Source organism: Pseudalkalibacillus sp. R45 (assembly GCF_052246725.1).
Taxonomy (GTDB): domain Bacteria; phylum Bacillota; class Bacilli; order Bacillales; family Fictibacillaceae; genus Pseudalkalibacillus.
In genome coordinates this window covers 182921-208689 of the sequence record NZ_JBQQCL010000002.1, presented here as the reverse complement: position 1 = coordinate 208689, position 25769 = coordinate 182921, and the positions used below count along the sequence as shown (strand labels likewise).

23 protein-coding genes are annotated in these 25769 nt (G+C 40.3%); 17 read left to right on the top strand and 6 right to left on the bottom strand.

What is annotated here, in order from left to right; all coding sequences use genetic code 11:
- Positions 1 to 34: 34 nt before the first annotated feature.
- Together ACTWQL_RS06825 and ACTWQL_RS06820 are read left to right on the top strand one after the other, a co-directional pair.
- Positions 35 to 1873 carry a PAS domain S-box protein gene (locus ACTWQL_RS06825; protein WP_443141703.1) on the top strand — a complete coding sequence of 613 codons (1839 nt, stop codon included), beginning with the start codon at positions 35 to 37 and terminating at the stop codon, positions 1871 to 1873.
- A 15-nt stretch (positions 1874 to 1888) separates the two neighbouring features.
- Positions 1889 to 2515, top strand: a complete 627-nt coding sequence (locus ACTWQL_RS06820; RefSeq protein ID WP_443141702.1) for an NUDIX hydrolase — start codon at positions 1889 to 1891, stop codon at positions 2513 to 2515.
- 156 nt (positions 2516 to 2671) lie between these two features.
- On the opposite strand, the gene ACTWQL_RS06815 is transcribed toward ACTWQL_RS06820, so the two are convergent.
- A complete protein-coding gene (locus tag ACTWQL_RS06815) occupies positions 2672 to 3727 on the bottom strand; it encodes a M20/M25/M40 family metallo-hydrolase (RefSeq protein ID WP_443141701.1) in 1056 nt (351 codons plus the stop codon).
- A gap of 210 nt (positions 3728 to 3937) precedes the next feature.
- Between ACTWQL_RS06815 and ACTWQL_RS06810 the strand changes: the two genes are divergently transcribed.
- Positions 3938 to 4615 carry a GDSL-type esterase/lipase family protein gene (locus tag ACTWQL_RS06810; protein ID WP_443141700.1) on the top strand — a complete coding sequence of 226 codons (678 nt, stop codon included), beginning with the start codon at positions 3938 to 3940 and terminating at the stop codon, positions 4613 to 4615.
- Between the two features lie 55 nt (positions 4616 to 4670).
- Here ACTWQL_RS06810 and ACTWQL_RS06805 read toward each other — a convergent pair whose 3' ends face one another.
- Positions 4671 to 5516, bottom strand: coding sequence for a metallophosphoesterase (locus ACTWQL_RS06805; protein WP_443141699.1), 846 nt, complete (start codon positions 5514 to 5516; stop codon positions 4671 to 4673).
- A 71-nt stretch (positions 5517 to 5587) separates the two neighbouring features.
- On the bottom strand, positions 5588 to 6151 hold the full coding sequence (locus ACTWQL_RS06800) for a YkoP family protein (RefSeq protein ID WP_443141698.1): 564 nt from the start codon (positions 6149 to 6151) through the stop codon (positions 5588 to 5590).
- Between the two features lie 147 nt (positions 6152 to 6298).
- On the opposite strand from ACTWQL_RS06800, the gene ACTWQL_RS06795 reads away from it, so the two are divergent.
- The 3 genes from ACTWQL_RS06795 (at position 6299) to ACTWQL_RS06785 (ending at position 9099) form a co-directional block, all read left to right on the top strand.
- Positions 6299 to 7435, top strand: coding sequence for an MGDG synthase family glycosyltransferase (locus ACTWQL_RS06795; RefSeq protein ID WP_443141697.1), 1137 nt, complete (start codon positions 6299 to 6301; stop codon positions 7433 to 7435).
- Between the two features lie 9 nt (positions 7436 to 7444).
- Positions 7445 to 7894: a YhcN/YlaJ family sporulation lipoprotein gene (locus tag ACTWQL_RS06790; RefSeq protein WP_443141696.1), complete on the top strand. Its 450-nt coding sequence runs from the start codon at positions 7445 to 7447 to the stop codon at positions 7892 to 7894.
- Positions 7895 to 8628: 734 nt separating this feature from the next.
- Entirely contained in the window at positions 8629 to 9099 is a 471-nt protein-coding gene (locus tag ACTWQL_RS06785; RefSeq protein ID WP_443141695.1) for a TVP38/TMEM64 family protein, read from the top strand.
- A gap of 1 nt (position 9100) precedes the next feature.
- On the opposite strand, the gene ACTWQL_RS06780 is transcribed toward ACTWQL_RS06785, so the two are convergent.
- Positions 9101 to 9352, bottom strand: coding sequence for a hypothetical protein (locus tag ACTWQL_RS06780; RefSeq protein WP_443141694.1), 252 nt, complete (start codon positions 9350 to 9352; stop codon positions 9101 to 9103).
- Between the two features lie 107 nt (positions 9353 to 9459).
- Between ACTWQL_RS06780 and ACTWQL_RS06775 the strand changes: the two genes are divergently transcribed.
- A complete protein-coding gene (locus tag ACTWQL_RS06775) occupies positions 9460 to 10329 on the top strand; it encodes a 50S ribosomal protein L11 methyltransferase (RefSeq protein ID WP_443141693.1) in 870 nt (289 codons plus the stop codon).
- 70 nt (positions 10330 to 10399) lie between these two features.
- Here ACTWQL_RS06775 and ACTWQL_RS06770 read toward each other — a convergent pair whose 3' ends face one another.
- Complete coding sequence (locus tag ACTWQL_RS06770) at positions 10400 to 11305, bottom strand: LysR family transcriptional regulator (RefSeq protein WP_443141692.1); 906 nt, start codon at positions 11303 to 11305, stop codon at positions 10400 to 10402.
- 195 nt (positions 11306 to 11500) lie between these two features.
- On the opposite strand from ACTWQL_RS06770, the gene gltB reads away from it, so the two are divergent.
- The 7 genes from gltB (at position 11501) to ACTWQL_RS06735 (ending at position 22617) form a co-directional block, all read left to right on the top strand.
- Complete coding sequence (gene gltB / locus ACTWQL_RS06765) at positions 11501 to 16018, top strand: glutamate synthase large subunit (protein WP_443141691.1); 4518 nt, start codon at positions 11501 to 11503, stop codon at positions 16016 to 16018.
- Positions 16019 to 16095: 77 nt separating this feature from the next.
- Positions 16096 to 17577: a glutamate synthase subunit beta gene (locus tag ACTWQL_RS06760; protein WP_443141690.1), complete on the top strand. Its 1482-nt coding sequence runs from the start codon at positions 16096 to 16098 to the stop codon at positions 17575 to 17577.
- A gap of 100 nt (positions 17578 to 17677) precedes the next feature.
- The gene (locus ACTWQL_RS06755; protein WP_221564841.1) at positions 17678 to 17821 is read left to right on the top strand and encodes a hypothetical protein; all 144 of its coding nucleotides are present in this window, start codon (positions 17678 to 17680) and stop codon (positions 17819 to 17821) included.
- A gap of 495 nt (positions 17822 to 18316) precedes the next feature.
- Entirely contained in the window at positions 18317 to 19582 is a 1266-nt protein-coding gene (gene egtB / locus ACTWQL_RS06750; protein ID WP_443141689.1) for an ergothioneine biosynthesis protein EgtB, read from the top strand.
- Positions 19583 to 19752: 170 nt separating this feature from the next.
- Positions 19753 to 20694, top strand: a complete 942-nt coding sequence (locus ACTWQL_RS06745; RefSeq protein ID WP_443141688.1) for a S8 family peptidase — start codon at positions 19753 to 19755, stop codon at positions 20692 to 20694.
- 199 nt (positions 20695 to 20893) lie between these two features.
- Entirely contained in the window at positions 20894 to 21781 is an 888-nt protein-coding gene (locus ACTWQL_RS06740) for a chemotaxis protein (protein ID WP_443141687.1), read from the top strand.
- A gap of 8 nt (positions 21782 to 21789) precedes the next feature.
- Positions 21790 to 22617, top strand: a complete 828-nt coding sequence (locus tag ACTWQL_RS06735) for an aldo/keto reductase (protein ID WP_443141850.1) — start codon at positions 21790 to 21792, stop codon at positions 22615 to 22617.
- Positions 22618 to 22654: 37 nt separating this feature from the next.
- Here ACTWQL_RS06735 and ACTWQL_RS06730 read toward each other — a convergent pair whose 3' ends face one another.
- Positions 22655 to 22855: a hypothetical protein gene (locus ACTWQL_RS06730; protein WP_443141686.1), complete on the bottom strand. Its 201-nt coding sequence runs from the start codon at positions 22853 to 22855 to the stop codon at positions 22655 to 22657.
- A 394-nt stretch (positions 22856 to 23249) separates the two neighbouring features.
- Here ACTWQL_RS06730 and ACTWQL_RS06725 point away from each other — a divergent pair, with 394 nt between their 5' ends.
- Genes ACTWQL_RS06725 through ACTWQL_RS06715 form a run of 3 tightly spaced genes read left to right on the top strand, consistent with a single transcriptional unit; the run spans position 23250 to position 25610 of the window.
- The gene (locus ACTWQL_RS06725; RefSeq protein ID WP_443141685.1) at positions 23250 to 24152 is read left to right on the top strand and encodes an ATP-binding cassette domain-containing protein; all 903 of its coding nucleotides are present in this window, start codon (positions 23250 to 23252) and stop codon (positions 24150 to 24152) included.
- Complete coding sequence (locus ACTWQL_RS06720; RefSeq protein WP_443141684.1) at positions 24149 to 24946, top strand: ABC transporter permease subunit; 798 nt, start codon at positions 24149 to 24151, stop codon at positions 24944 to 24946. The genes ACTWQL_RS06725 and ACTWQL_RS06720 overlap by 4 nt, the downstream gene beginning before the upstream one ends.
- Positions 24947 to 24962: 16 nt before the next feature.
- Entirely contained in the window at positions 24963 to 25610 is a 648-nt protein-coding gene (locus ACTWQL_RS06715; RefSeq protein ID WP_443141683.1) for a TetR/AcrR family transcriptional regulator, read from the top strand.
- The last annotated feature ends 159 nt before the right edge of the window (positions 25611 to 25769 follow it).

Below are 25769 nucleotides of genomic sequence, written 5' to 3'. Positions count from 1 at the left end.
GAACGATAAATCTTTTAGTGAGGTACCTTTAATAATGCAGGTAAATAAACGATTAAGAACCTCGAATAATACAGAACTGCAGCAGTTGTTACATGCAGATGGTTATCAATCATTGTTTGACCATAGCAGTGAAGCTATCTTGGCCATTGATCTTGAAGGAAGAATCCTTCATATGAATGGAGCGTGTCAAACAATATTTCCTAACACCAGAGAATGCGATTTAAACATATCTATTGATCACATCGTAGAATTCAATGATGAGTCAAGCTTTTTCAGTACCCTGCGTTCAACTGAAACAGTTCGATTCACTGGAACAAATTCTTCATCACATAGAAACTTGGAAATAAACAGCATTCCAATAATTAAAAAGAATCAAGTCCTTGGGCGATTTGTCCAAGTAAAAGATCGGACAGATGAACTTGAGGAATTGGAACAACTAAAGGCTCAAAAGGCATTTTGGGAATCTTATCTCGATCATTCAGCAGATGCAATCGGACTATTTGATATGGATGGAAATATCGTAAAACTGAACCGTGCTACAGAAGATATTTTCCTTTACACAAGGGAAGAGCTGCTTGGTAACGGCGTCATTACCATTCCAGATGAAAGTTATCGGAAAGAGGTTGATTTCCTTCAGAGGAAAGTGAAGTCTGGAAAAACTGTTGTGGCGTATGAAACAGTGCGAAAGAGGAAAGACGGTAAGTTGATCAATGTGGAAATCACTTATTCCCCGATCTATGACCATAATGGAAAAATGATCGCGATGACAAATATTCTTCGTGATATCACTGAACGGAAAAAAGCGACCATGAAATTGCGTGAAAGCGAAGCAAAGTATCGATTGATAGCTGAAAATACGGCTGATATGATCCGTGTTTTGGACCTAGAGGGAAAGGTATACTTCGCTTCCCCATCACATAAATTGGTTTCTGGACGTCAGGAGAAACACTATGAAGGGAAAGACGGTTTTCATTTTGTCCACCCAGAAGATTTGCATAGCATAAAAACACAGTATCAGAAGATGTTGGAGGCGAGAGAGCCGATACATTTCGAATATAGGGAAATACATAAAGACGGTGAATGGATTGAATTAGAAGCTCAATGTACGCCTGTGATCAACCAAGGGGAAATTAACTCCGTGGTGATGGTGATCAGAGATTTGACCGAACGTAAACAGACAGAGGAGTTATTGCGAAATTCGGATAAACTAGCAGTCATCGGCCAGATGGCAGCCAGTATCGCCCATGAAATCCGTAATCCGTTGACCTCCTTAAAGGGATTTTTGCAATTTTTCCATTCGAACAGTAAGGATGATGAAAAAGACTATTATGAACTCATGCTTTCTGAGCTGGAACGGATCAATTTAATTGTGAGTGAATTTTTGATGCTTGCAAAACCACAGACGGCAAATTACAAAGAAACCCCGATTGACACTCTTTTTTCTCATCTCTTATCTCTTATCGACAGCCAGGCAATCATGGAGAACATAGAAATCACAACAGATTTTGAAGGAGGATTGCCAGCGGTCCTAGGTGATGAAAATCAGTTGAAACAAGCATTCCTTAATTTTATTAAAAATGCATTGGAAGCAACAGCATCAGGTGGTACAGTCGATCTCACACTGAAAAAAGAAGGGACACATATTTGTATTCATATAAAAGATAATGGTTGTGGAATCGCGGAAGAAAACCTAAAAAACCTCGGAAAACCATTCTTCTCTACTAAAGAGACAGGAACAGGATTAGGACTGATGATCAGTCAAAAGATCATTGCTAATCACAAAGGAACAATCGATATCACAAGTGAAGATAGGAAAGGGACCACTGTAACGATTAAACTACCTATAGTATCAAAAGGAGCAAGAAATAAGTGAAGTGGAGGTAGAGTATTGGAATCAGAACTGTTGAAAATATTTGATGATCGGAGAAATCCTTTAGGTGTCGCAACTAGAGAAGAAGTACACCGAGTTGGATTCTGGCATGAAACCTTTCATTGCTGGGTCACCAGCTTGATCAATAATCAGTATCATATCTATTTACAAATACGGAGCAATCAGAAGAAGGATTATCCGAATTTGCTTGATATTACGGCCGCTGGACATATTTTAGCTAATGAAACGATCGAAGACGGCATTCGAGAGATTGAAGAAGAAATCGGGATACACGTTACCCCGGATAAGTTGAAAACAGTAGGGAAAATCGAATCTTGTATCACTATGGAAGGAATGATTGACAAAGAGATTGCGCATGTATTTTTATATGATAAGCCGATGAACTTAGATGATTTCACTCTCCAAGAAGAGGAAGTTTCAGGTATTGTGAGAGCTGAATTCAATGCATTCCGCGAGTTTTGTTCAGAGAAAGTTCAATCGTTACTTGTTGAAGGATTTAAGCTAGATCCTTATGGTATGAGAGTTCCAGTGAAAATGGCGGTAGACCTGACCGATTTTGTCCCAAATGACGGAACATATTATGAACAAGTTGCTGATAAGATTCGAAAATTATTATACGAATAAGCTTAGAATCAAGCCAAACTTGAAGAAAGGAGATGTACCGTTAATCGGTACATCTCCTTTTCATTGCATTTAAAGAAAGTATAAATACTTTCTTCAATATAAGGGCAACTAAGGCTCATCCTGCGCTAAGGCTTGGCAAAGCCCGAGTTTTCTTTATCAATCAAGCGGGTTCAAGTTTTCGTTTGTACTGAGCGCAGCAATCATTTCTGTGATCAATGTGATTTCGTCTTCAATATCTTGAAGACTTGCTGTTTCAACTGGCGAATGCATATAACGGAGTGGAAGGGAGACCAGTGCGATCGGAACTCCTTTACCAGTTAATCGCATTCGATCAGCATCTGTCCCAGTCACCCTTGGTGTAAGTTCATATTGAACATCGATTTTATTCTTACGGGCTGTTTCCTCAAGCAAGCTGTTCAATTTGTAATGGATAGGGGCTCCTTTAGCAAGAACTGGACCATGGTCAAGACGGATGTCACCATGCTTATTCTTGTTCACACCTGGGTAATCAGTTGCAAAGGTTACATCAACAGCAAGAGCAAAGTCAGGCTGAACCTGGGAGGCTGCAAAATAAGCACCGCCCAGGTTCGTCTCTTCATTTACTGTACTGACAGCGTAGACCCCGACCTCAGGTTTCTTTTTGGATAACCTCTTCAGTACTTCTGCTACGATAAACGCACCTGTTCGGTTATCAAGACCACGACCGCTGATCCTATTATTTAAAAGGAACTCCATTTCGCGCTTATAAATTGCCAAATCGCCAACTTGCACGAACTTTTCAATCTCTTCTTTACTTTGTGCTCCACAATCTATGTATAGATCTTCAAAGTCATACTCATCTTTAATTCCACCATGATGCTCCGCATTTACTCCGACGACACCCGTAATGGTCTGTTGATTCCCTAGAATCTCAACCTTCATGCCGATTGCAGGCTTGTGACTGATACCTCCGAGTTTAGTGAAATGCAAGAAACCGCTTTCATCAATTCGATTGATCATAAAGCCGATCTCATCACAATGCCCGGCGATCAAAACTTTGAATGGAGCATCTGGATTGATGACACCATAGGCATTCCCGATATGATCGGTTTCAATTTTATCTGCGAAAGATTGAACATAATCAATCCATTTCCTTTGGATTTTCATTTCAAACCCAGATGGAGAAGGAGTTGAGAGCAATTCCTGTAAAAAGTGTTGTGATTCTTGTTTCATCTGTTGAACCTCCTAAAAACTTCTGCCTCCTACCATAATAACTGAAAATCGAAAAATAAGGAAATCCCTTAGATGTCGATCTAGAAATAACGTCAAATCCTTTAGTTCTATTGCACAATTTTCACCACCTAAACGGTTGTCCATATCATGTATTTTCAAGAAACATAACTTATTATAAGCGTTTTTAAATATATCAACAGGTGAATGTAAATGGACGAGAATATAATTAGATACACAGCGTTAGGGGATTCTTTGACGGTAGGTGTCGGTTCTATCTTTGCTCCAGGGTTTGTATCACGGTACTCAGAGTCTATAGAAACTGCTGCCAATCGACAAGTAGAACGTAATGTATTTGCAAAAAACGGTGCAACGACTGCACAGGTATTGGCTTTCCTTGCTATGGAAGATGTAAAAAAGGCGATTGCAGAGGCGGACGTGATTACAATCACTGCTGGAGGTAATGATTTAAAGAAAGCAGCAAAGAAATACTTTTTTATGAATGACACAACTTTTTTTAAAAATGCCATTAAAGAAAGCATGAAAAATCTTTCAATGATGCTGCATGAAATCCGTAAAATTAAAGAAAAAGGGGGAGTACCCTATATCATCCGATTGGTGGGTTTGTATAATCCTTTTCCCTATCTTTCCTTCAGCGAATTGTGGATTAAAACATTCAACAAACAACTGGAAAAGTTCGAATGTAAAAATTTAAAAGTTGCAAATATCTATGAACCGTTTAAAGTAAATGGGGGAAATGCACTCTCTATTGATGGATTGCATCCAAATGGGTATGGGTATAAACTTATAGCCGATCAACTTAAGGAGTTAGGCTATGATCCTTTGTTCAAGCGGAATAAAAAAACGTTTTTATTTCCGATATTCGATTAAAAAAAGCTGATTGAAGCCTATCTCTGATGAGTTTTAGACTTGAATCAGCTTTGTTTCATGAAGCGGCATTCCCGGAAGCTTCAGCTTTTGTGATTCCTACTTCATGTATCGTTATTTCAGGGCGTGAACCTACACGTATGTTGATGCCCGTTTGTCCCAACCCTTCACTAATATAAAATGGTTTCTCATACATATGATGAAGTCCCTGGACGATTTTTTGACGAGCCAGCTTTCCCATTTTTGCAAGATGATATGGCTTTGGCCAATGAATCTGACCATTATGGAAATGACCAGATAACAAATAATCGAAGTGTTGTTGATTAAGATCCAGTACAATATTCGGGTCATGAGTAAGAACCAGATTGTAATCAGATACTGGTAGCCCTTTATATGATTTCTCAAGATCACTCTTTCCAGTCCCATAGTCATCGATCCCAATCAGATTCACTGTATGACCGTTTATCGTGATCATCTCGTGCTCATTACGTAATGTCTTGCACCCGTACATATTCAATATATTTTCTAATTTATCAAATGACTTATTATTCAATACATAATCATGGTTGCCGAAAACCGCGTAGATTCCATATGTCGGATCAAGCTTTTGAAAAACCTCTAGATAAGCAGGTAGCTTGGTAAGCGTTTTTTTACGATCAAGATAATCGCCTGTCAGTGCAATCAAATCAATCGTTTCGTTTTTTAGTTTCTCATGAATTTCTTCAGGAGTAACCGAAATGTTCTCTAAATGCATATCCGAAATTTGCAGGATTCGTAAGTTTGTGTGAGGTCCTTTATCACCACTCATGACTTTTATTCTTTTTAAAGTTACATTCTTAGTATTGATATAAGCTCTATATATAGCGAAAACTGAAATTAAAATAGCCGGTATCAAAATAAACATCCAATCCCCTCCCATATACAATTATAGGAAACTGAGAGGGGATTGGAACCGGTAAATGATGTAAATTGTTGTTATTTCACGTTATATCGACCGATCAGCTTATCTTTGGACATCATCAAATACGTCGGTTCTGTTCCGAAAATGCCATTTTTATTTTGATTCGATAATAAGTAGATCGGTAATAGAGAGGTCAATTTAAATATTCGGTAAAGCTTGCTCTTCAATTGGAAGGATTCAAATCCGAGCTTATTTGTTCCTTTATTGAGGAGGGTGATACCGACGATCCCTTTTATTTCGCCAATCTGTTTATGATTTTCAACATAAGCAGCTAAGTAAGGCATGGACTGTTGGACACATCGATAAATTTGGATTACTTTTTGAAAGTCATTCTTCGCGTTACGCATCTCTTTGATCAGCCGGACATTGTGAAGATGGATTTTAATCATTAGATCGTTTTTATTGATTTGGGTTCCATCTTCCAACAAGGTAGGTGAGCCTTTATATTTCGTAAGTCTGACTCTGAAAATGCACTTTGCAGGAGAGTCCTTTTCAATATACGTCAATCGGGTAAGTGAATAATACAATGGATCTAATATACTCCAAATAGAAATTGCAGAGCTCCTTATAAATTCCATATCCTAAACTCCTTACATCATTTTTCTTCCTCATTATTTTTAGCCTTAATTTGTATTGTAATGATGGAAATAACAGGTTAGAAAACCACAGGAATTATTTCGGATTGTTTCCAAACACTAAGAGTAAAAGTGAGAAGGTTCTATCCCATGAAAAAGGTCCTCATCATGCCACTGTTAACAATTTCATCAGGACATCATCATGTAGCCGATACCATTCGATCTGAATTGGATGATCTATTCGATTGTGAAAAAATAGAGCTCCTTTCCTTTATATATGGGAAAGGTGAATTGGCCGTTTCGCAGGCTTATTTAAGCTGGATTAAAAATGGACCAGCGTTCTACAGCAATGTTTACAAGAAATTAGCCAAATCTCAGAAGGAGAACAATTTTTCTCATAAGTTTTATCAAAAATTGTTCTTGAAGAGTACCCGTCAAATCATTGTAAAGAAACAACCTGATCTTATCATTTGTACCCACGCTTTACCGTCTTTCTTGGTCAACCATTTAAAAGCTACCGGAGAAATAAACATTCCTATCGTCAATATATATACGGACTACTTCATCAATAACCTCTGGGGAAGAACAGCTGTTGATTTACATTTAGTCCCTGATGAAGAGTTCCGGGAAGAACTTATCCAAGACGGAGTAGACCAACACAAAATTTTGACAAGCGGAATCCCGGTAGATCGACAAATTATTCCTGTTGCAAGGAACACTCATCAAGTAAAGAAGCAATATCGTGTATTGCTTACAGGTGGTAACCAGGGGGCTGGGCATATTTTAGACTTCATAAAAGCAATCCATCCATCTGGAAAGGTACATTATACGGTCTTATGTGGTAAAAACTATCGGCTGTTAAGCCAAGTCAAGGCACTTGAAAATAAATACATCACCACCTATCCGTATATTGAGTCTAAAGTTGAAATGAATGATATGTATGAACACAGCGATGCCATCATCACCAAGCCTGGGGGTGTAACGTTGGCGGAATCTCTAATGAAGAGGATCCCGATTTTTATCAATGATTGCCTTCCTGGCCAGGAAGAATATAACTTGAGTTACTTGAAAAATCGCGGATTAGGCTATTGCATAAACGTTGAAATGGAAGTGGAGAATCAAATTCTGAACAAATTGGGTGATGCTTCCTATTACAAAGCGTTACAGGAGCAAATACATCTCTACCATCAAAGGATTAAACCAGTCGATTACCCAACTTTATTTACAAAACTGATCGAACAAAATCGTAAATTTGGACATTTAAAATTATCATACGGTGAAAGGTGAGACAGCAGGATGATACAATTTCAATTGCGAATGAAAAAACTATGGACTGTTATGGCGTTGATTACATTACTGGCAGGATGTAATTTTGAACACAAGACTGAAAAACAAAATACGATTACAACACAGGAATTGGCGACGGAAGAAGGGACCTCATTAGAAAAGAACATCAAGCAGATGAAAGGGGTAGAGGATGTCGAAATCATGCAAGCACAGGATGATTTATTGGTTGCCATCAAAATTACGACTGTAGATCGTTTTCAATTAAAGGAAATTACAAAAAAAGTGAAAAAGAAAGTAGAGAAAAAGTACCCTGAAATGGATGTTACTGTCTCTCCCGATAAAAAGATCTTCATGGAAATGGATAAATTCGAAACAAAACATGCGGAAAAGCAATACAGCGAAGCGAAAATTCATAAGAAAATCAAATCTTTAGTCAAATTATCAAAAGACGAAGGATAACATAAACATATTATGTAAATTGATTATATGATGAATGTACACATTCATTTGACATGACATATATTACAGAGCAAGCTTATCTTAAGCTGGCTCTGTTTTTAGTTGGATTTCGTGAAACCCTTTCCGCGTGGCGGGCGAAAAGCAAGCGGAAGTGACCCGTTTAGGCTTGTAGCACTTTTAATAAGGCTGTTTTCGCAAACTTTGTTGCTCTTGCACTTAAAGAAAGTATAAAATACTTTCTTCAGTATAAGGGCAACTAAGGCTCGACCTACAAAAGGCTTGGTCTCGCCAAGTTTTCTTTAAAAGTCGTTGATTTCCGCTCCAGGATGCTCGCTTTCCGCGGGGCGTACGGTGAGTCCACTCGTCGCCTTGCGACATTGAATGGTCTCACCTGTCCCGCTGATCTCGAAGGAGTCTCGCACCTTGATCTCCAATCAACTGCACAAGGTGATTTTTAAAAAATGACTCAAAAGCAACAATCTTTTAGAAAAGAGCCTTTAGTAAAGAGTACATATATAGACTCCTCGGGAGAAAGGGCTTTGTTTATGAATATCATTATGAAAATACTGAAATACAGCTCAATCATCTTATTTTTCATTCTTTTAGTGTGGATAGGGCGGAATTATGTTGGTTATGACACAAAAAACTTAAGAGACTGGATTATCTCTTTCGGAATCTTTTCACCTCTCATATATCTTGTGTTGTGTTCGCTTCGGCCGTTCATTTTCTTTCCAATGATGATTCTCTCGATAGCCGGCGGACTTGCATTCGGTGTCCTACTCGGGACATTATTGACGATTACAGGAACTTTAATTGGTGCTTCATTGACTTTCATGATTGTACGAAAATTTGGACATCAGTTTCAGGTACAACAATGGAACCGTACACAAAAGCTTCAGAAAAGCATTGATGAGAGAGGGTTCTATTACGTTGTATTTTTAAGGGTTATTCCATTTTTGAATTATGACTTGGTAAGTATCGCCTCTGGTCTTTCTAATGTTGGTTTCCGGCCATACATTGCTGGAACTTTATGTGGAATGATTCCTGGTGTATTTTTATTGAATTTTTTTGGAAGCAGCCTTGCTACTGGGAATATGAAGCAAATCGTCGCTATCTTGACCGTCATTGTCATTATTGCTTTGATTTCGTATATCATTAAAAGATTACAAAAGAAATCCAGATCACCAATCGATCTTGACCGGTAAATTAATGAATGACATTTGTTTCCCAGGATGCTAGATCATAATATCCCGTATCAATCTGGTACTTTTGTTCAAATAAGAGACTTTTTAATGAGGAAGGAATGTCTGGTGACAATGGATGTTCCAGGTCGATTGAATCGTCAGGGGAGTACACCAATACCGAAAATAATTTATGTTGAACCATATCCATCCCGGTAATCGTTAGAAAATTCAATTCTTTTGTGCGAAAAGTATAGAAAATACGATATAATTCCATAAGAAATCACCTTTTTAGTTACCATCATCGCCAATTTTTCTACAGTGCATACCCATTTCACTTCGGTTATACTACCTGTAACCGAAAAAATGAATAAGGAGAGTGTCATGGAATACCAATTTATGTTTGATATACCATACGTAATGGCTGATGAAGCAATGGAGAAACTGGCTGCTGCGGGTTATTTCAATACGTATTACGATCAGCCCATTGCAGTTTCACGAAACGAAAACGGATATCAATATCAAATAGAAGAAACTCAAAATGTTCGTATGCATATCATTAGTGATTCAGTATCACCTAGCGAGACAATTCATGTAATATCCAGGTTGATCAATATTGAAAATGATGCTATTACATATGAGAAATACATACTCCAGGATTGGCAGCAGCCGATACCCGCTATTCCAATCAATGAAGATTGGGAGATCATTTCACCAGAAGATGACCCTTCTACCAAGTATTCAATCATTCTTGATTCGAGGGGAGGCTTCGGAACAGGTTCACATGAAACAACCAGAGATTGTCTCAAAATGATCCTGGATAAAGATTTTTCAAATAAAACTATAATTGATGTTGGAACAGGTTCAGGGGTTCTAAGTGTCGCAGCTGCAATGAAAGGGGCAGTGACAGTTATTGCACTTGACATCGAACCTTGTGAAAGGGAAGTACGACTTAACGCTGAGTTAAATAATATAACAGGTATCCAGCCCGCTCAGAAGGATTTAATCCATGAAAAAATAAAAACCCCAATAACGATTGATTGGGTTTTCATAAATATTGGATCAGAGGAGACAATACGTATAATGGAGAAACAGGATTTCTTTGATCGGAAAGTGAATCATTTCCTTATCTCCGGAATCGTCGAGTGGAGCATGGATAAACTAGTTGATTATTTTATAACGAATGGATATCAAATGATTGACACGAAAAAGAGTAATGAATGGGTGACGATGCAATTCAGTTTAATGCCATAGAGAGTAATGATAGTGAATAGAACTTTTGTAGTTAAGAAGAGGCTGAGCACAATGTCAGCCTCTTTTCCTATTATTCACCGAACCGGTTCAGTTTTTCATAAAATTGTTTAAGGAATTCGAAAAAGATTTTTTCAGAAGGAGCAAGCTCACGATTTTGTGGAATAACGATGCCGACAGTTCTAGTCACATTCGGTTCAACGATTTCTACCGCCTTCCATTCCTGTTCCCTTGACCCGTGGAGTGTAATTTCAGGTAACAGACTTACACCAAGTCCTGCGGATACGAGACCTTTTATCGTATCAACATCCTCACCTTCAAAAGCGATCCGTGGGTTGAATCCAACCTGTTGGCAGGCTCGCATCACAGTATCCCTCAAATTGTATCCCTGGCGAAAAAGGACGAAGGAATCATGCCGTAATTGAACCAACCGGAGATAGGGTTCATCCGCTAATGGATGATTGAGTGGAAGTAAAGCCATTACCTTCTCCGTAAAAAAGATTTGTCCCTTAACATCCACTTGTTTTTTAGGTACAGGGGAAACAAAGGCGAGATCGATATGCCCCTGAATGACCGCGGTCGTCAATTCCGGAACTGTGCCCTGGCGTAATTGGAACCCAATCTGTGGATGTTCTTTTCGAAATGCTGAAATGACCTGTGGCAACGTTTTTGCAGCAAGGCTGGTTGGAAAACCGAGCCGGATTGTCCCCGTTTCTGGATTCAAGAATTCATAGACCTCTTGTTTTGCTTTATCTAACTCAACGATAGCGATCTTCACATGATCCAAAAAGATCCTTCCAACTGGGGTCAACCGGATGTTCCTGCCTTCTCTGAAGAATAACTTCACACCCAACTCTTCTTCAAGATTCGCAATTTGACGGCTGACAGCAGATTGTGCGACGTGTAACTCTGCAGCTGCGTCGCTGACATGCTCCATTTCTGCAACTTTTATGAAATATTTGATTTGTCTAAGTTCCATCATATCAACCCTTGTAAGCGCTTGATCTCAAAATGAGATCAATTCTATCGAATTTATATATTGAAAGCATAACAGAAAACCCCTAATATGAAAACAAACCTTTTTGTCAGAAATTTTCGAAATGAATAGTTGAAAAACAATGAATTATCGGGTATAGATACCTAACATTAAAATAAATGCAGATGGGGTGATACTATGATTCGAACTGGTCTTCCACAAAAACAAGGATTATATGATCCGGATTTTGAGAGTGATGCTTGTGGAATCGGATTTGTCGCAAAAGTTGATGGGGTAGCTACACATCAAACAATTAAAGATGCTATTACAATGCTTTGTCGACTTGAGCATAGAGGTGGCCAGGGATCAGACCCAGACTCTGGGGACGGAGCTGGAATCATGGTACAAATACCAGATCAGCTATTCAGGAAAAAATGGAACAATTTCCTGCCGAAACAAGGAGAATATGCTGTCGGTATGTTGTTCCTTCCGCAAGAGCAGAAGGTACGGAGCCTGATTGAAAGTCTTATTGAAGAAATTACTGAAGAAGAAAACCTTCAATTGATCGGATGGAGGACGGTCCCTGTTAATGAAGAAATCGTTACATCAACCTCTAGACAAACGATGCCTTATATTCGTCAACTCTTCATTAAACGACCAGACGATATCCGCTCAGTTCAAAAGTTCGAGCAACGTCTATATTTAATTCGTAGAATAATTGAAAAACGTGTCCTTGATGAAATAGACGTACAAGACGGCCCATTTTACATTGCTAGCCTGTCACCAAGTACAATTGTTTATAAAGGTATGCTCACATCCTATCAATTGGATCAATTCTACCTTGATCTTGATGACCCTGCATGTACGTCGATGTTCGGTATGGTCCATTCAAGATATAGTACGAATACGTTTCCATCATGGGAGAGAGCACATCCGAACAGAATGATCATGCATAACGGTGAAATCAATACCATCACCGGGAATGTGAACTGGATGAAAGCAAGGGAAAACGCTGCTGTGTCCAATGTGTTTGGAGAAAGACACAAAGAGCTTCTTCCTGTCATTTCAACTGAGGGCAGTGATTCAGGTATGCTCGATCAGGCTTTCGAGTACCTGGTGATGAATGGAAGATCGATTTCCCATACGGCTATGTTGATGGTGCCTGAAGCATGGGATTTCAATGAACAGATGAAAGATCCCGAGCGGGCTTGTTTTGAATATTTAAGCTGTATCATGGAACCATGGGATGGTCCGACAGCACTTGCCTATACGAACGGCAGGCAGATCGGTGCTTCAATCGACCGTAATGGACTGCGTCCAGCCCGTTATTATTTGACAGATGACAATACGATCATCTTCTCATCAGAAGTAGGCGTACTGGATGTCGAACAGGATAGAGTTGTTCAGAAAGGGCGTCTAGCACCTGGTGAAATGATCTTGATCGATCTTGAAAAGAATGAAGTACTATTGAATGACGATGTAAAACGTTCAATCGCAACAGAGCATCCATACAGAAAATGGCTGAATGAATCATTGGTCCAACTGAATGGCCGTATCGACGGCCAGAGTTTCGAAGGTCTGTCAGATGATCAGCTATTAAACTACCAGATCACACATGGGTTTACGAATGAGGAGATCACAAAAAACATCGTCCCGATGGTCAATGAACAGAAAGATCCGATCGGTTCGATGGGGAATGATACACCTCTGGCTGTATTGTCCGATAAACCACAACTGTTATTCAATTATTTCAAGCAATTATTCGCACAAGTAACCAATCCACCGATTGATGCGATCCGGGAAAAAGGTGTTACATCCACTACATCTTACCTTGGACCGAAGAGTAATGTATTGGAGGAAGGCCCGCAGCATTGTAAACGGATCAGACTTTATACACCAATCCTTCGTAAACAAGAATACGAAGAAATCATCCATAACGGACGAAATGATTTCCTTTCGAAGAAAATATCCTATTGTTTCTCTGCAGACAAAGGAGCAACTTCCTTAGAGTCACGTATGGAAGAGATCTTTGAAAAAGTTGAAACGACGATTGCTCAAGGCATCCCGTTGATCGTGCTCACGGATCGAAATATGAACGAAAAAAATGTTCCAATCCCGTCGTTGCTCATGGTAAGTGGGTTACACCATTTCCTTGTCCGGAAAGGGTTGCGTACGAAAGCAAGCATAATCGTAGAAACAGCTGAAGCCCGTGATGTCCATCAATTCTCAATGCTCATAGGGTTCGGAGCAGACATGATTTATCCATACCTTGCTTATCGCACGATCGAAGATTTGATCGGTCAAGAACACATCACTGACTATGACTACGAGGAAGCGGTTGAACGATACAGAGAAGCTGCTACTTCAGGAATTGTGAAAGTGATGTCAAAAATGGGTATTTCAACGATTCAAAGTTATCGTGGAGCACAAACATTTGAAGCGATCGGAATCGATGAAGAAGTCATCTCCAAGTACTTTACGGGGACTGCTTCGAAGTTAAGCGGCATCGGCTTGGAAACCATCGCGGAAGAATCTTTGAATCGGCACAGAAAAGCATTTGTTGAAAAAGATTCTCTATTGGAATCAGGCGGTGCGATGCAATGGAGAAAAAATGGAGAATATCATTCCTTCAATCCTGAAACGATCCATACTCTCCAGCATGCCTGCAGGACGAACAATAAAGAGCTCTATGACCGTTTTTCTGAGTTGGCTTCTAATGAAAGCATCACGTACCTCCGTGATTTATTGGATATAAAAGCAGAAAGTGAACCGGTACCGATTGAACAAGTGGAACCAGCTGAAGCGATTTTCAAACGTTTTAAAACAGGTGCGATGTCATATGGCTCACTAAGTAAAGAGGCACATGAAATTTTAGCGGTCGCTATGAACCGCATCGGAGGAAAAAGCAACTCGGGAGAAGGTGGCGAAGACCCTGATCGGTTTATTCCAGATAAGAACGGTGATATCCGAAAAAGTGCAATCAAACAGGTAGCATCAGGACGTTTCGGAGTAAACAGTCATTATCTCTCAAGTGCGGATGAAATTCAAATCAAGATGGCACAGGGAGCGAAGCCTGGGGAAGGGGGACACCTTCCAGGCAAAAAGGTCCATCCGTGGATTGCCGAAGTTCGTAAGTCTACCCCTGGTGTAGGTTTGATTTCACCTCCTCCACACCATGATATCTATTCAATAGAGGACTTGTCCCAATTGATCTATGACTTGAAGCACGCTAACGCAAATGCACGGATCAGTGTAAAATTGGTCGCGAAGTCAGGTGTAGGTACGATCGCTGCGGGTGTCGCAAAAGGAAAAGCAGACGTCATTCTTATAAGTGGTTACGAAGGAGGTACAGGCGCATCTCCAAAAACGAGCATACGCCATGCGGGGCTTCCTTGGGAACTTGGTTTGGCTGAGGCACATCAGACTCTCGTATTAAACAATCTACGTGATAAAGTAGTCGTTGAAACAGATGGAAAGTTGATGACAGGGAAAGATGTCGTCAAAGCTGCGCTTCTAGGTGCTGAAGAATACGGCTTTTCAACGGCACCACTTGTCGTACTTGGGTGTATCTTAATGAGAGCTTGTCACCTTGATACATGTCCAGTTGGGATCGCAACTCAAAACCCGGAACTACGTAAAAAGTTCATGGGTGAAGCAGACCATGTCGTGAATTATATGCGTTTCATCGCTGAAGAAATTCGCGAAATAATGGCACAGCTTGGGGTAAAAACGATGGATGAATTGGTCGGAAGGACTGACCTTCTGAAACTGCATGAAAAATTCTATCAACATCCAAAGGCGAAGCAGATGGACCTTACACCATTACTGATCCAATCAGACGAAGAATGGAAGAAGAAGGACCGTCCTTATCGAACTGAATATAATGAAAATCACCTAGATCTTGCTGAAATCATTCCAACAGTCGAAAACAACATCATCAATCAGCAACCGATCTCGTTGACACTGCCGATACGTAATACAGATAGAGCAGTTGGTACGCGTTTAGGTTATGAAGTTACGAAACGATATGGCGGTAAAGGACTGCCTGAAAATACGATTGATCTCACTTTTAACGGATCTGCGGGACAAAGTTTCGGTGCATTCGTTCCAAAGGGAATTACGTTGAGGGTCAACGGAGATGCGAACGACTATGTCGGTAAAGGACTATCAGGAGGAAAAATCATTGTCGCTCCAAGTTCAAAATCGATTGTCCGGCAAATGGAAGAAGTGATCATTGGTAATGTATCATTGTTTGGCGCAACTGATGGTGAGGTCTATATCAACGGTTCTGCAGGAGAACGTTTCGCTGTACGGAACAGTGGTGCCCATGCGGTTGTTGAAGGTCTAGGTGATAACGGTTGTGAATATATGACAGGTGGCAAAGTCATTGTACTAGGATCAATAGGGAAAAACTTTGCTGCTGGTATGTCTGGCGGTATCGCTTATATCTGGAATCCTGAACAAAGGTCCGTCAAAAGACTTTGTAACCGCGAAATGGTATTGTTTGAAAAACTCGAGGCTTATGATGAAATCCAACATATCCATGCAATGCTTCTCAAGCATGTTCAATATACTGGCAGCAAAAGAGCCAAACAATTGCTCAGCAATTGGAATGAGTCTGTTTCCCAGTTCGTGAAAATCATTCCTGAAGAATTCAAACGTACACTCACTGAAAATGAGAACAATCGTGAAAAGGTCGCAAAAATACCAAATTAAACAAAAGGGGTCTGGCCAGAACATGGTCAGCCTCTTACATTTAAAATCAGGTGATAAAAATAGAAGGAGGGGTTGATATGAGTAAAGTAAAAGGATTCCTAACGTATCCTCGGAAGAAAAACCCGGAACGTAATCCATTGACGAGGACGAAGGATTGGGAAGAATACACCCTTCGACATTCCGAAAAAGATATGAAAGAACAAAGCGCCAGGTGCATGGACTGTGGTACACCGTTTTGTCATACAGGGGCAGAATGGGGTCGTTCTGCAATCGGGTGTCCGATCAATAATTTGATTCCTGAATTCAATGAGCTTGTGTATCAAGGAAAATGGAAACAAGCACTTGCTCGGTTGGATGAGACCAACAACTTCCCGGAATTCACCGGTAGAGTATGTCCAGCACCTTGTGAAGGCTCATGTACACTCGCAATTAACAGCGACCCGGTGACAATCAAGTCAATTGAGAACGAAATTATTGAGCGTGGCTTTGACAACGGTTGGGTCCAACCTGAACCTCCAACCCACAGGACGGGAAAGAAAGTTGCAATCGTCGGCTCCGGACCAGCAGGGTTGGCTGCAGCTGACCAATTAAATAAAGCCGGTCATTGGGTGACTGTTTATGAAAGGGACGACCGTGCTGGCGGGTTGCTCATGTATGGAATCCCGAATATGAAGCTTGAAAAAGAGACTATAGAACGTAGAGTAAACCTTTTGAAAGAAGAAGGGATCGAATTCAAACTCAATACGGAAATCGGCGTCGATATCAGTCGCGAACAGCTTACAAAAGATTATGATGCTGTTATTGTCTGTACAGGTGCACAGCAGCCTCGTGATCTACCGATTGAAAAACGGGAAAGTAAAGGCGTTCACTTTGCAATGGACTATTTAACAAGTTCGACGAAAGCCTTAAATGATGGATCGGAATTCCCGATTTCTGCAGAAGGGAAAGACGTCATCGTCATTGGTGGAGGAGATACTGGTGCAGACTGTGTGGCAACTGCATTACGCCAAAGTTGTAAAAGTGTCGTACAGTTCGGTAAACATCCGGAACAGCCTAAAGAACGGACAGAAGATAATCCTTGGCCACATTTCCCTTTAACCTTTTCTTTAGAATACGCCTACGAAGAAGCATACAAAAAATATAAGAAAGACCCAAGGGAATACGAAATTTTGACAAAGCGCTTCGAGACGTCAGATGATGGTGCACTTAAGTCTCTTCAAACGGTTCAAGTCAAGAAAGAATTAGTGGATGGCAAAATCGTTACGAAAGAAATCCCTGGAACAGAAAAGGAATGGGATGCGCAACTCGTACTGATCGCCATCGGTTTTACTGGACCTGAAAAAGATTTCTTGGATCAATTCAATTTGAAGAAGACCGATAGAGGTTTAATTTGGACGGATAAATCCAGTTATATGACCAATCAGGAAGGTGTTTTCGCTGCTGGAGATGCAAGACGCGGTCAAAGTCTGGTCGTTTGGGCGATTCGCGAAGGCAGAGAAGTTGCCGAGGAATGTCATTCCTTCTTGATGAATCAGCATAAAGCCGCATATACTGGCTAAAGCCTTAACTACTCCTCACGAGTAAAAACTACTGTTTTAGGCTATCCTTTTAATAAATAATAAAAACATTTATTATGTTCACCTAAAGGAGGTTTAAAGAGTGGGTAGAGGCAAAAATTTCGATCACAAGCGGCAAGGGACGATCAACCGTCCACCAAAAGGCTCTAAAATTGCAAGGGAAGAATTTGCAAGAGATGAACCGATTGATTTAGAGAAACAGGAAAATAAGGAAAAAGAACGATAGACAATATTCTACAAAGCTGGCGATAGCCAGCTTTTTTCATATAAAAAAAGTATAACTACTTTCTGCAAGGCTCTTTTCTTAAAGATTGTTGCTTTTGAGTCATTTTAAAAAAACCACCTTATGCAAGTTGATTGGAGATGATTGGAGAGCGAGTGCGAGACTCCTGCGGGCTCACCGCACGCCCTGCGGAAAGCGAGCATCCTGGAGCGGAAATCAACGACTTTTAAAGAAAACTTGGCGAGACCATGCCTTTTGTAGGTCGAGCCTTAGTTGCCCTTATACTGAAGAAAGTATTTTATACTTTCTTTAAGTGCAAAAGCAACAAAGTGTGCGCAAACAGCCAATATAGTAACTAAGGCTCCGCCTGCGCTAAGGCTTGGCTTTGCCAAGTTTTTTTATTTGGGGATTTGATTTTAGGCTGTTGGTTTGTAAGCAAAAGAGGAAGGGAAGAGTCAAAATAGAAAATAGATATAGGTTAAGAGAGGAGCGAACCCATTGTCCATTACTGAACAAAAATCCAGTTTGTTGTTGGAAAGCTACCAACAGATCAGAGCATTTTCAGATCAACTCACAGCACCATTAGAACCAGAAGATTTTGTCGTTCAATCGATCCCTGATGTCAGTCCTCCAAAGTGGCATCTTGCGCATACGACCTGGTTTTTCGAAACGTTCATTCTCATTCCTTATCATCCAAAGTACAATCCATTCAATGAAACATTCGACTATTTATTCAACTCCTATTATGAAACACATGGTAAACCATACCCCAGGCATGCAAGAGGCCTGCTTTCAAGGCCATCTGTTAAAGAAATTATCCAATACAGACAACATGTAGATGAAAGCATGCTTAACTTCTTAGTGAACTGTAATGAAAATAAGTTGGAAGAAATAGCTCCGATCCTGGAAATCGGATTACATCACGAACAGCAACACCAGGAGCTCCTTATCACAGATATCAAATATAATTTTTCGATCAACCCTTTAAAACCGATCTATCATGATAAAAGAAACGGAGCAGGGTCATCTCGACCAGATATGCAGTGGATCACATTTCAAGAAGGGATTGTTGAAACTGGCTATTCAGATGAAGGATTTTCTTTTGACAATGAAAGGCCGAGTCATAAATCCTGGTTGGACGCCTACGCAATTGCAAATCGGCCAGTGACAAATGGGGAATATCTAGGTTTCGTTGAAGATGGTGGATATCAAGAACCTGCATTTTGGCTATCAGAAGGCTGGTCGAAAATAAAAGACGACCACTGGGAAGCACCATTGTATTGGGAGAGCATCGATGGAAACTGGTACACATTCACCCTATCTGGAATGATGAAGGTGGAACTGGATGAACCAGTCACACATATCAGTTTTTATGAAGCAGATGCATTTGCAAGGTGGTCAGGAAACCGACTGCCTACAGAGACCGAATGGGAACATGCGATGAAAAACGTTGAAATTGGTGGAAACTTTGCCGATAATGAGATGTTTCATCCTAATAGCGACTATCACTCGGACAATCAAATGTATAAGGTTTTCGGAGATGTATGGGAGTGGACATCCAGCCCTTACACGCTTTACCCTGGATCGGAGCCGCTTGAGGGTACATTAGGTGAATACAATGCAAAATTCATGTGTAATCAAATGGTACTCAGAGGAGGGTCTTGCGCAACCCATTCTACCCATGTGAGGCACTCATACCGTAACTTTTTTCATCCTGATAAACGTTGGCAATACAGTGGAATACGTCTGGCTCGAGATGAATAAAAATATGGGTTGAACCTTTAACAGAGTGTCACAATTATTAGGAATATCAAGACACTTATGGGTCAGCCCCTTTTTTACATTTATTGGGACAACTCCCTATACCAATATCCTTTCACTTGAATCTACTAAGAATAAGAGAATTGTGATTTAAGTGAAAAGGAGATAAATGCATGTCAGACCTACAACTGTTTCCCACAAAGATAAGAAACAAGAATGAATTCAGCCAAGAAATCCCCTATGGTGTTGAAATGATAAATGCAGAGAAGATGTGGGACCTGGGCTATAAAGGTAAGGACGTTGTCATTGCTGTTCTGGATACAGGCTGCCAAACGAATCATCCTGATCTCAAAAATAGAATCATCGGGGGAAGGAATTTTACTTCAGATCATAATGGGGATCCGAGAAATTATTCGGATAATCATTTCCACGGTACGCATGTCGCTGGTACGATTGCAGCAGAGTTGAATGGAAATGGAGTCGCAGGGGTGGCGCCTGAGGCGAACCTGCTAATTTTAAAAGTCATACGCTCGAACGGTACAAGTTCTTATGATAGTTTAATCAGAGGCATACATTACGCAATAAATTGGAGAGGACCATACAAAGAACGGGTTAGAGTGATTTCAATGTCACTAGGTGGACCAGTACATGATCCTCGTTTACATTCTGCAGTGAGACGAGCTGTTGTAAATAATATCCTTGTCGTTTGTGCAGCAGGGAATTTAGGGGATAAAATTTCAAAATCATTTGACCATACGTATCCTGGTTTCTATCCAGAAGTGGTATGTGTAGGAGCTACGACAGAAGATCGGAAACCTGCACCTTTTACAAATACGAACGATGAAATTGACCTCGTAGCCCCAGGGGTAAATATCTTATCAACCTATACGGGGACAAGATATGCTGAATTATCAGGAACCTCAATGGCCACCCCTCATGTAGCTGGGGCAGCGGCTTTATTGATCCAAGGGTATGAAGAGAAGCTGAATCGTAAACTGACTGAAAAAGAAATATATAACCTTCTTATCAATAATACAGTGAAAATGGATTTCGACCGTGAAACAATCGGAGCAGGTTTACTGGATGTGTCTAGAGGAATAAAGTCAAAAAGATGAACCGATAAGGACTTGCCAGACAAGGTCAGTCCTTATCATTTACATAATAAGACGGATATTCATTCCCCTTCGATATGTGAATCTATGAAAAATGAAGAAGGTGGAATATATACCGATGACGAAAACCATAAAATGGCCGTATGAAATCAATCAATTCCATGATTACATCTTAAATAAATACATTAGGGGGACATAAAACGTGCAACCAATCGCAATAGCAGTCATACATGGGGCCGGTATCCAAAAAGAGGATTTTGCTGAGATCCTTATCGAAAATTTACAAAAAAAGTTGGAGAAATGGATGAAGGATCAAGGTCGTAGATACACAGGTCACGAATTTATCTTCCAACCAATTTACTGGGGGGAGGTGTTCAATCAAAGGGAGAAGGACTTATGGGTGGCCGTCCAGAAAAGTAGTCGCCTCGATTTTTCTATATTAAGGAAATTCGTGATTGAATTTTTAGGTGATGCCATTGCTTACCAGCCGACAAGCGACCAATTTCAAAATTATGAACAAGTACATGAAATCTATTTCAAGGCATTGACCAAACTGAGTGAAAAGGCAGGAGCAAATGCGCCTCTCATTGTCATCGGACATAGTTTAGGAACTGTGATCACCAGTAATCTCTTTTATGACCTACAAAAGACTTCAGATCGTATGACATATATCGAGGAGTGGACGGAAAATGCTACTCCACTGGAAAAGGGAGAAACACTCGCAAGATTCATTTCTCTCGGATCACCATTGGCTTTATGGAGTTTACGTTACACCGATTTTGACCGACCGATACAAGTCCCTTCTCGTAGCTTTTGCGAGCATTATCCAGATGGAAGGGGTGGTTGGTGGAATATTTACGATCGTGACGATATTCTCGCTTATCCATTAAAAACCATAAGTGATGCTTATGGTATGGTGATCCAGGAGGATAGAGAAGTGAATACAGGTAATCTGTTGACGAGCTGGAATCCTGCTTCCCATTTTCAATATGTGAAAGATAAACAGATTCTCAATCTATTGACTGAGCAACTTACAGAATTATTTAAATCGGTCAATAATAACGACACGAATATTGCACCTAAGGAGTGAAGAGGTTGATTAAGAGTATACAAGATACTGTGCGGTTACATAATGGTGTCAGAATGCCACATTTAGGTTTCGGTGTATTTAAAATAGAAGACGGGAAGGAAGTCATCCATGCTGTAAAAGTGGCACTTGAAGCAGGTTACAGAAACATTGATACAGCAGCTATCTATCGGAACGAAGAAGGGGTTGGTCAAGCTATCCGAGAAACAGATATCCCCAGAGATGAACTATTCATCACCACCAAAGTCTGGAATAAAGGACAGGGTTATGACCGAACGATGAACTCTTTTGGAAGAAGTCTTGATAAACTTGGTCTCGACTATGTAGACCTTTATCTTATACATTGGCCAGTTGAAGGGCTGTACAAGGAAACGTGGAAAGCGATGGAAAAGCTCTATAAAGAGGGACATACGAAAGCGATCGGGGTTTGTAATTTCAATGTTCACCATTTAGAAGACTTGATGAAAGACTCAGAAATCAAACCGATGGTGAACCAGATTGAGTTTCATCCACGATTAATACAAGAAGAAGTACGGATGTTCTGTGATTCCAACGACATCCAAGTAGAAGCTTGGTCCCCGTTGATGCATGGAAAACTCCTTGATCATCCTGAATTAATCCAAATAGGGCGCCACTATGGAAAATCACCTGCCCATGTCATCCTTCGCTGGGATTTACAGCATGGTGTCATAACGATTCCGAAATCTGTCCATGAAGAACGGATCTATGCGAATGCTGATATATTCGATTTTCAATTGACGCAAGAAGAAATGGTCATTATCGATGCACTGAATCGGAATGAACGGTTTGGACCAGATCCAGATGATTTTGATTTTTAACTGTCGGAATGGACTGTCAGAATACGGCAGTCCTTTTTTAATTAGTCTCTTTTCTAAAAGATTGTTGCTTTTGAGTCATTTTTAAAAACTCACCATGTGCAAGTTGATAGGAGAGCAAGGTGCGAGACTCCTCGAAAATGAAAATCGCATTTTCTTCGTGCGATGTAACGCTGCCGAAGCTTTCCTTGTCCTGCGGAATCAGCGTGCCTACTACCTGAATAATCTCCTCGCAAGGCATGCGACGAGGAAGCTCGCTTCGACAGGACTTTCTTGTAGACGCAGGAGCACAAATGCTTCATTGATAAGGAGACTCCTGAGGTCGCAAAGCGACAAGTGGGCTCACCGCATGCCCCGCGGAAAGCGAGCACCTGAAGCGGAAATCAACGACTTTTAAAGAAAACTTGGCGAGACCATGCCTTTTGTAGGTCGAGCCTTAGTTGCCCTTATACTGAAGAAAGTATTTTATACTTTCTTTAAGTGCAAGAGCAACAACGTTTGCGAAAACAGCTTTTAATTATCTCGTGTGTAACATCAAGTGTTTCAGATTATTTTCCCATAATCATTGACCACTTGGTCAAATGGGAGTAAAATGGATATTGACTAGGTGGTCAATCACAAAAGGGGGGCTAGTGATGAAAGCGATCGAAATGATCGACCTCACGAAATATTACGGAAAGCATCAGGCAGTTTCCGATCTTACATTTTCTGTTGAAGAAGGGGAAGTGTATGGTTTCATAGGGCCGAATGGGGCAGGAAAAAGTACCACGATCCGAACGCTGCTCAATTTCATCTATCCTACAAACGGTTCTGCTAAAATTTTTGGTAAGGATATCATCACTGAATCAAAAGAAATCAAACAAGAGGTAGGCTATCTTCCTTCTGAAGTCCATTACTATGAAAATATGAAGGTGAAAGAACTGCTGAATTATTCAGCAAGTTTTTACAGAAAACCCACTGCAAAAAAGAGAATCCAGGAACTTTCCGAGCGTTTGGAATTGGATTTGAACAAACGATTTGAAGATCTTTCATTTGGTAATCGGAAAAAGGTCGGGATCGTTCAAACCCTGTTGCATGAACCTCGGATCTTGATCATGGACGAACCGACTGGAGGTCTTGACCCGTTGATGCAGCACACTTTCTTCGATCTCTTACTTGAAGAAAAGAAGAAAGGTGTAACGATTTTCTTCTCCTCACACATTTTAAGTGAAGTACAAAAAATGTGTGACCGTGTTGCGATCATCAAGGAAGGACGATTGATTGCAAATGATACGATTGAAAATCTCACTAAAAACCAGTTCAAGACTGTCACAATTTTATTGGAGGAAGGGCAGAAAGTCGACCTTGGCCTTGATGGAATCATCCAACAAGAACAGATCGGTCATACGTTGAACATTCTGTTCCGTGGGGATATCCATAAACTCATACATGCCTTGAGCCAAGAGTCCTATCGGGATGTAGTGATCGAGGAACCATCCCTTGATGAAATCTTCATGCATTTCTATGAGACAGAGCCGAATGGGGGGACAGACAAATGATTTTCAAACAGGAATTCAAATGGAATTTCCGCGGCTTGCTAATCTGGTCAGTCATTCTCGGCGGGTTAGTATTCCTCATGATGCAGATCTTTCCAGACTTCGCAAAACAACAAGAAAATTTGGAAGCATTAATGTCCGCATACCCTGAAGGAATCAAAAAAGCCTTCAATATGGATAAGGTAAGCCTGGGAACAGTACTTGGTTTCTACGCAATCGAAGGCTATATGTTGATTACATTGATTGGGAGCATTTATGTTGTTCTATTAGCTGGGAATATGGTTGCTAAAGAAGAGGGGGAGAAAACGATCGAATTCTTGCTCTCAAAACCGATAACAAGATCAGAAATGCTCACTCAAAAATTACTCGTTGTGATTGTTAATATCATACTATTCAATGTTTTCGTATCTTTGTTCAACTTTGCTGCATTTATGATTGTAGATGATGGGTCATTTGAATTTGTCCCATTCCTGCTTTTGTCAATCGCGCCGATCTTGTTGCATTTCACGTTTGCATCAATTGCGTATTTACTGTCAACCGTATTGAGAAAAGGGCGACAAATCCTATCAGTAACGGTTGGGTTAGTATTCATCACCTATTTCCTGCAGGTGATCTCAAGTGTTTCTGATCAATTAGAAGTTTTGAAGTATTTCAGCCCATTTGAATATGTGGATCCAGCAGATATCATCAAGAGTGAAACACTCGATGGTTTGTATATTTTGATCATGGCAGGTATCATGTTGATTTGTACGATTGCATCGTTTTTATATTACCGAAAAAAAGATATTGCAGTTTAAGGGTGGTAACACGTTCATGAATCCAGCTTTTGAAAGATTGCCTAAAAAGAAGAAACAGCAGATCATAAATGCCTGTATGGAGGAGTTTGCTGAAAACGGTTTTGAAAATACCTCAACGAATAAAATCATCGAGCGAGCAGAAATCTCTAAAGGATTATTGTTCCATTATTTTAAAAATAAGAAGACGTTGTATCTGTATTTGTTGGAACGCTCTGCACGGCTTGTGTCCGAACAAGTTTTTGATGATTTGGAAGCTGAGCCGGAAAAAGATTTTTTTGAACGAATCAAAAAAGTCGCTATCTTGAAAATGAACTTCTTTTCGAAACATCCGAATGAATACCATATTTTGATCAATGGGTTTTTCAATACACCAAAGGAATTAGAAAAAGACATCACTGTTTTATACGAAAAGCTGTACAAACAAATCATGCAATTCAATGCGAACCAACTTTTCGATTATTTAAATGAAGCCCAAATACGAACTGGTTTGACGAAAGAGTTTGTTTTAGAATATGTATTGAATGTCATGGATCAATTCAATCGGGGGCTATTACAGCAATATAAAGGGAAAGAAGAAGACCTGCTTGAAGATTTCAATCCTTTGCTCAATCGGCTTGAACAATATATTGATATCCTGAAATATGGGGTTTATGCACGAACATGATATAATGTTGAGGTAAATAGATCGGGGTGACCTAGAGGGGGATTATATCCTTTGAGGTCACTCTTTTTCACTAGGTGCTGTTAAAATTGTTGATTTACGCGAAATTCACTCCCTTTCCTCGGGCGATCCGCAAGCCTTCACTTGCACAGGATCTCAACA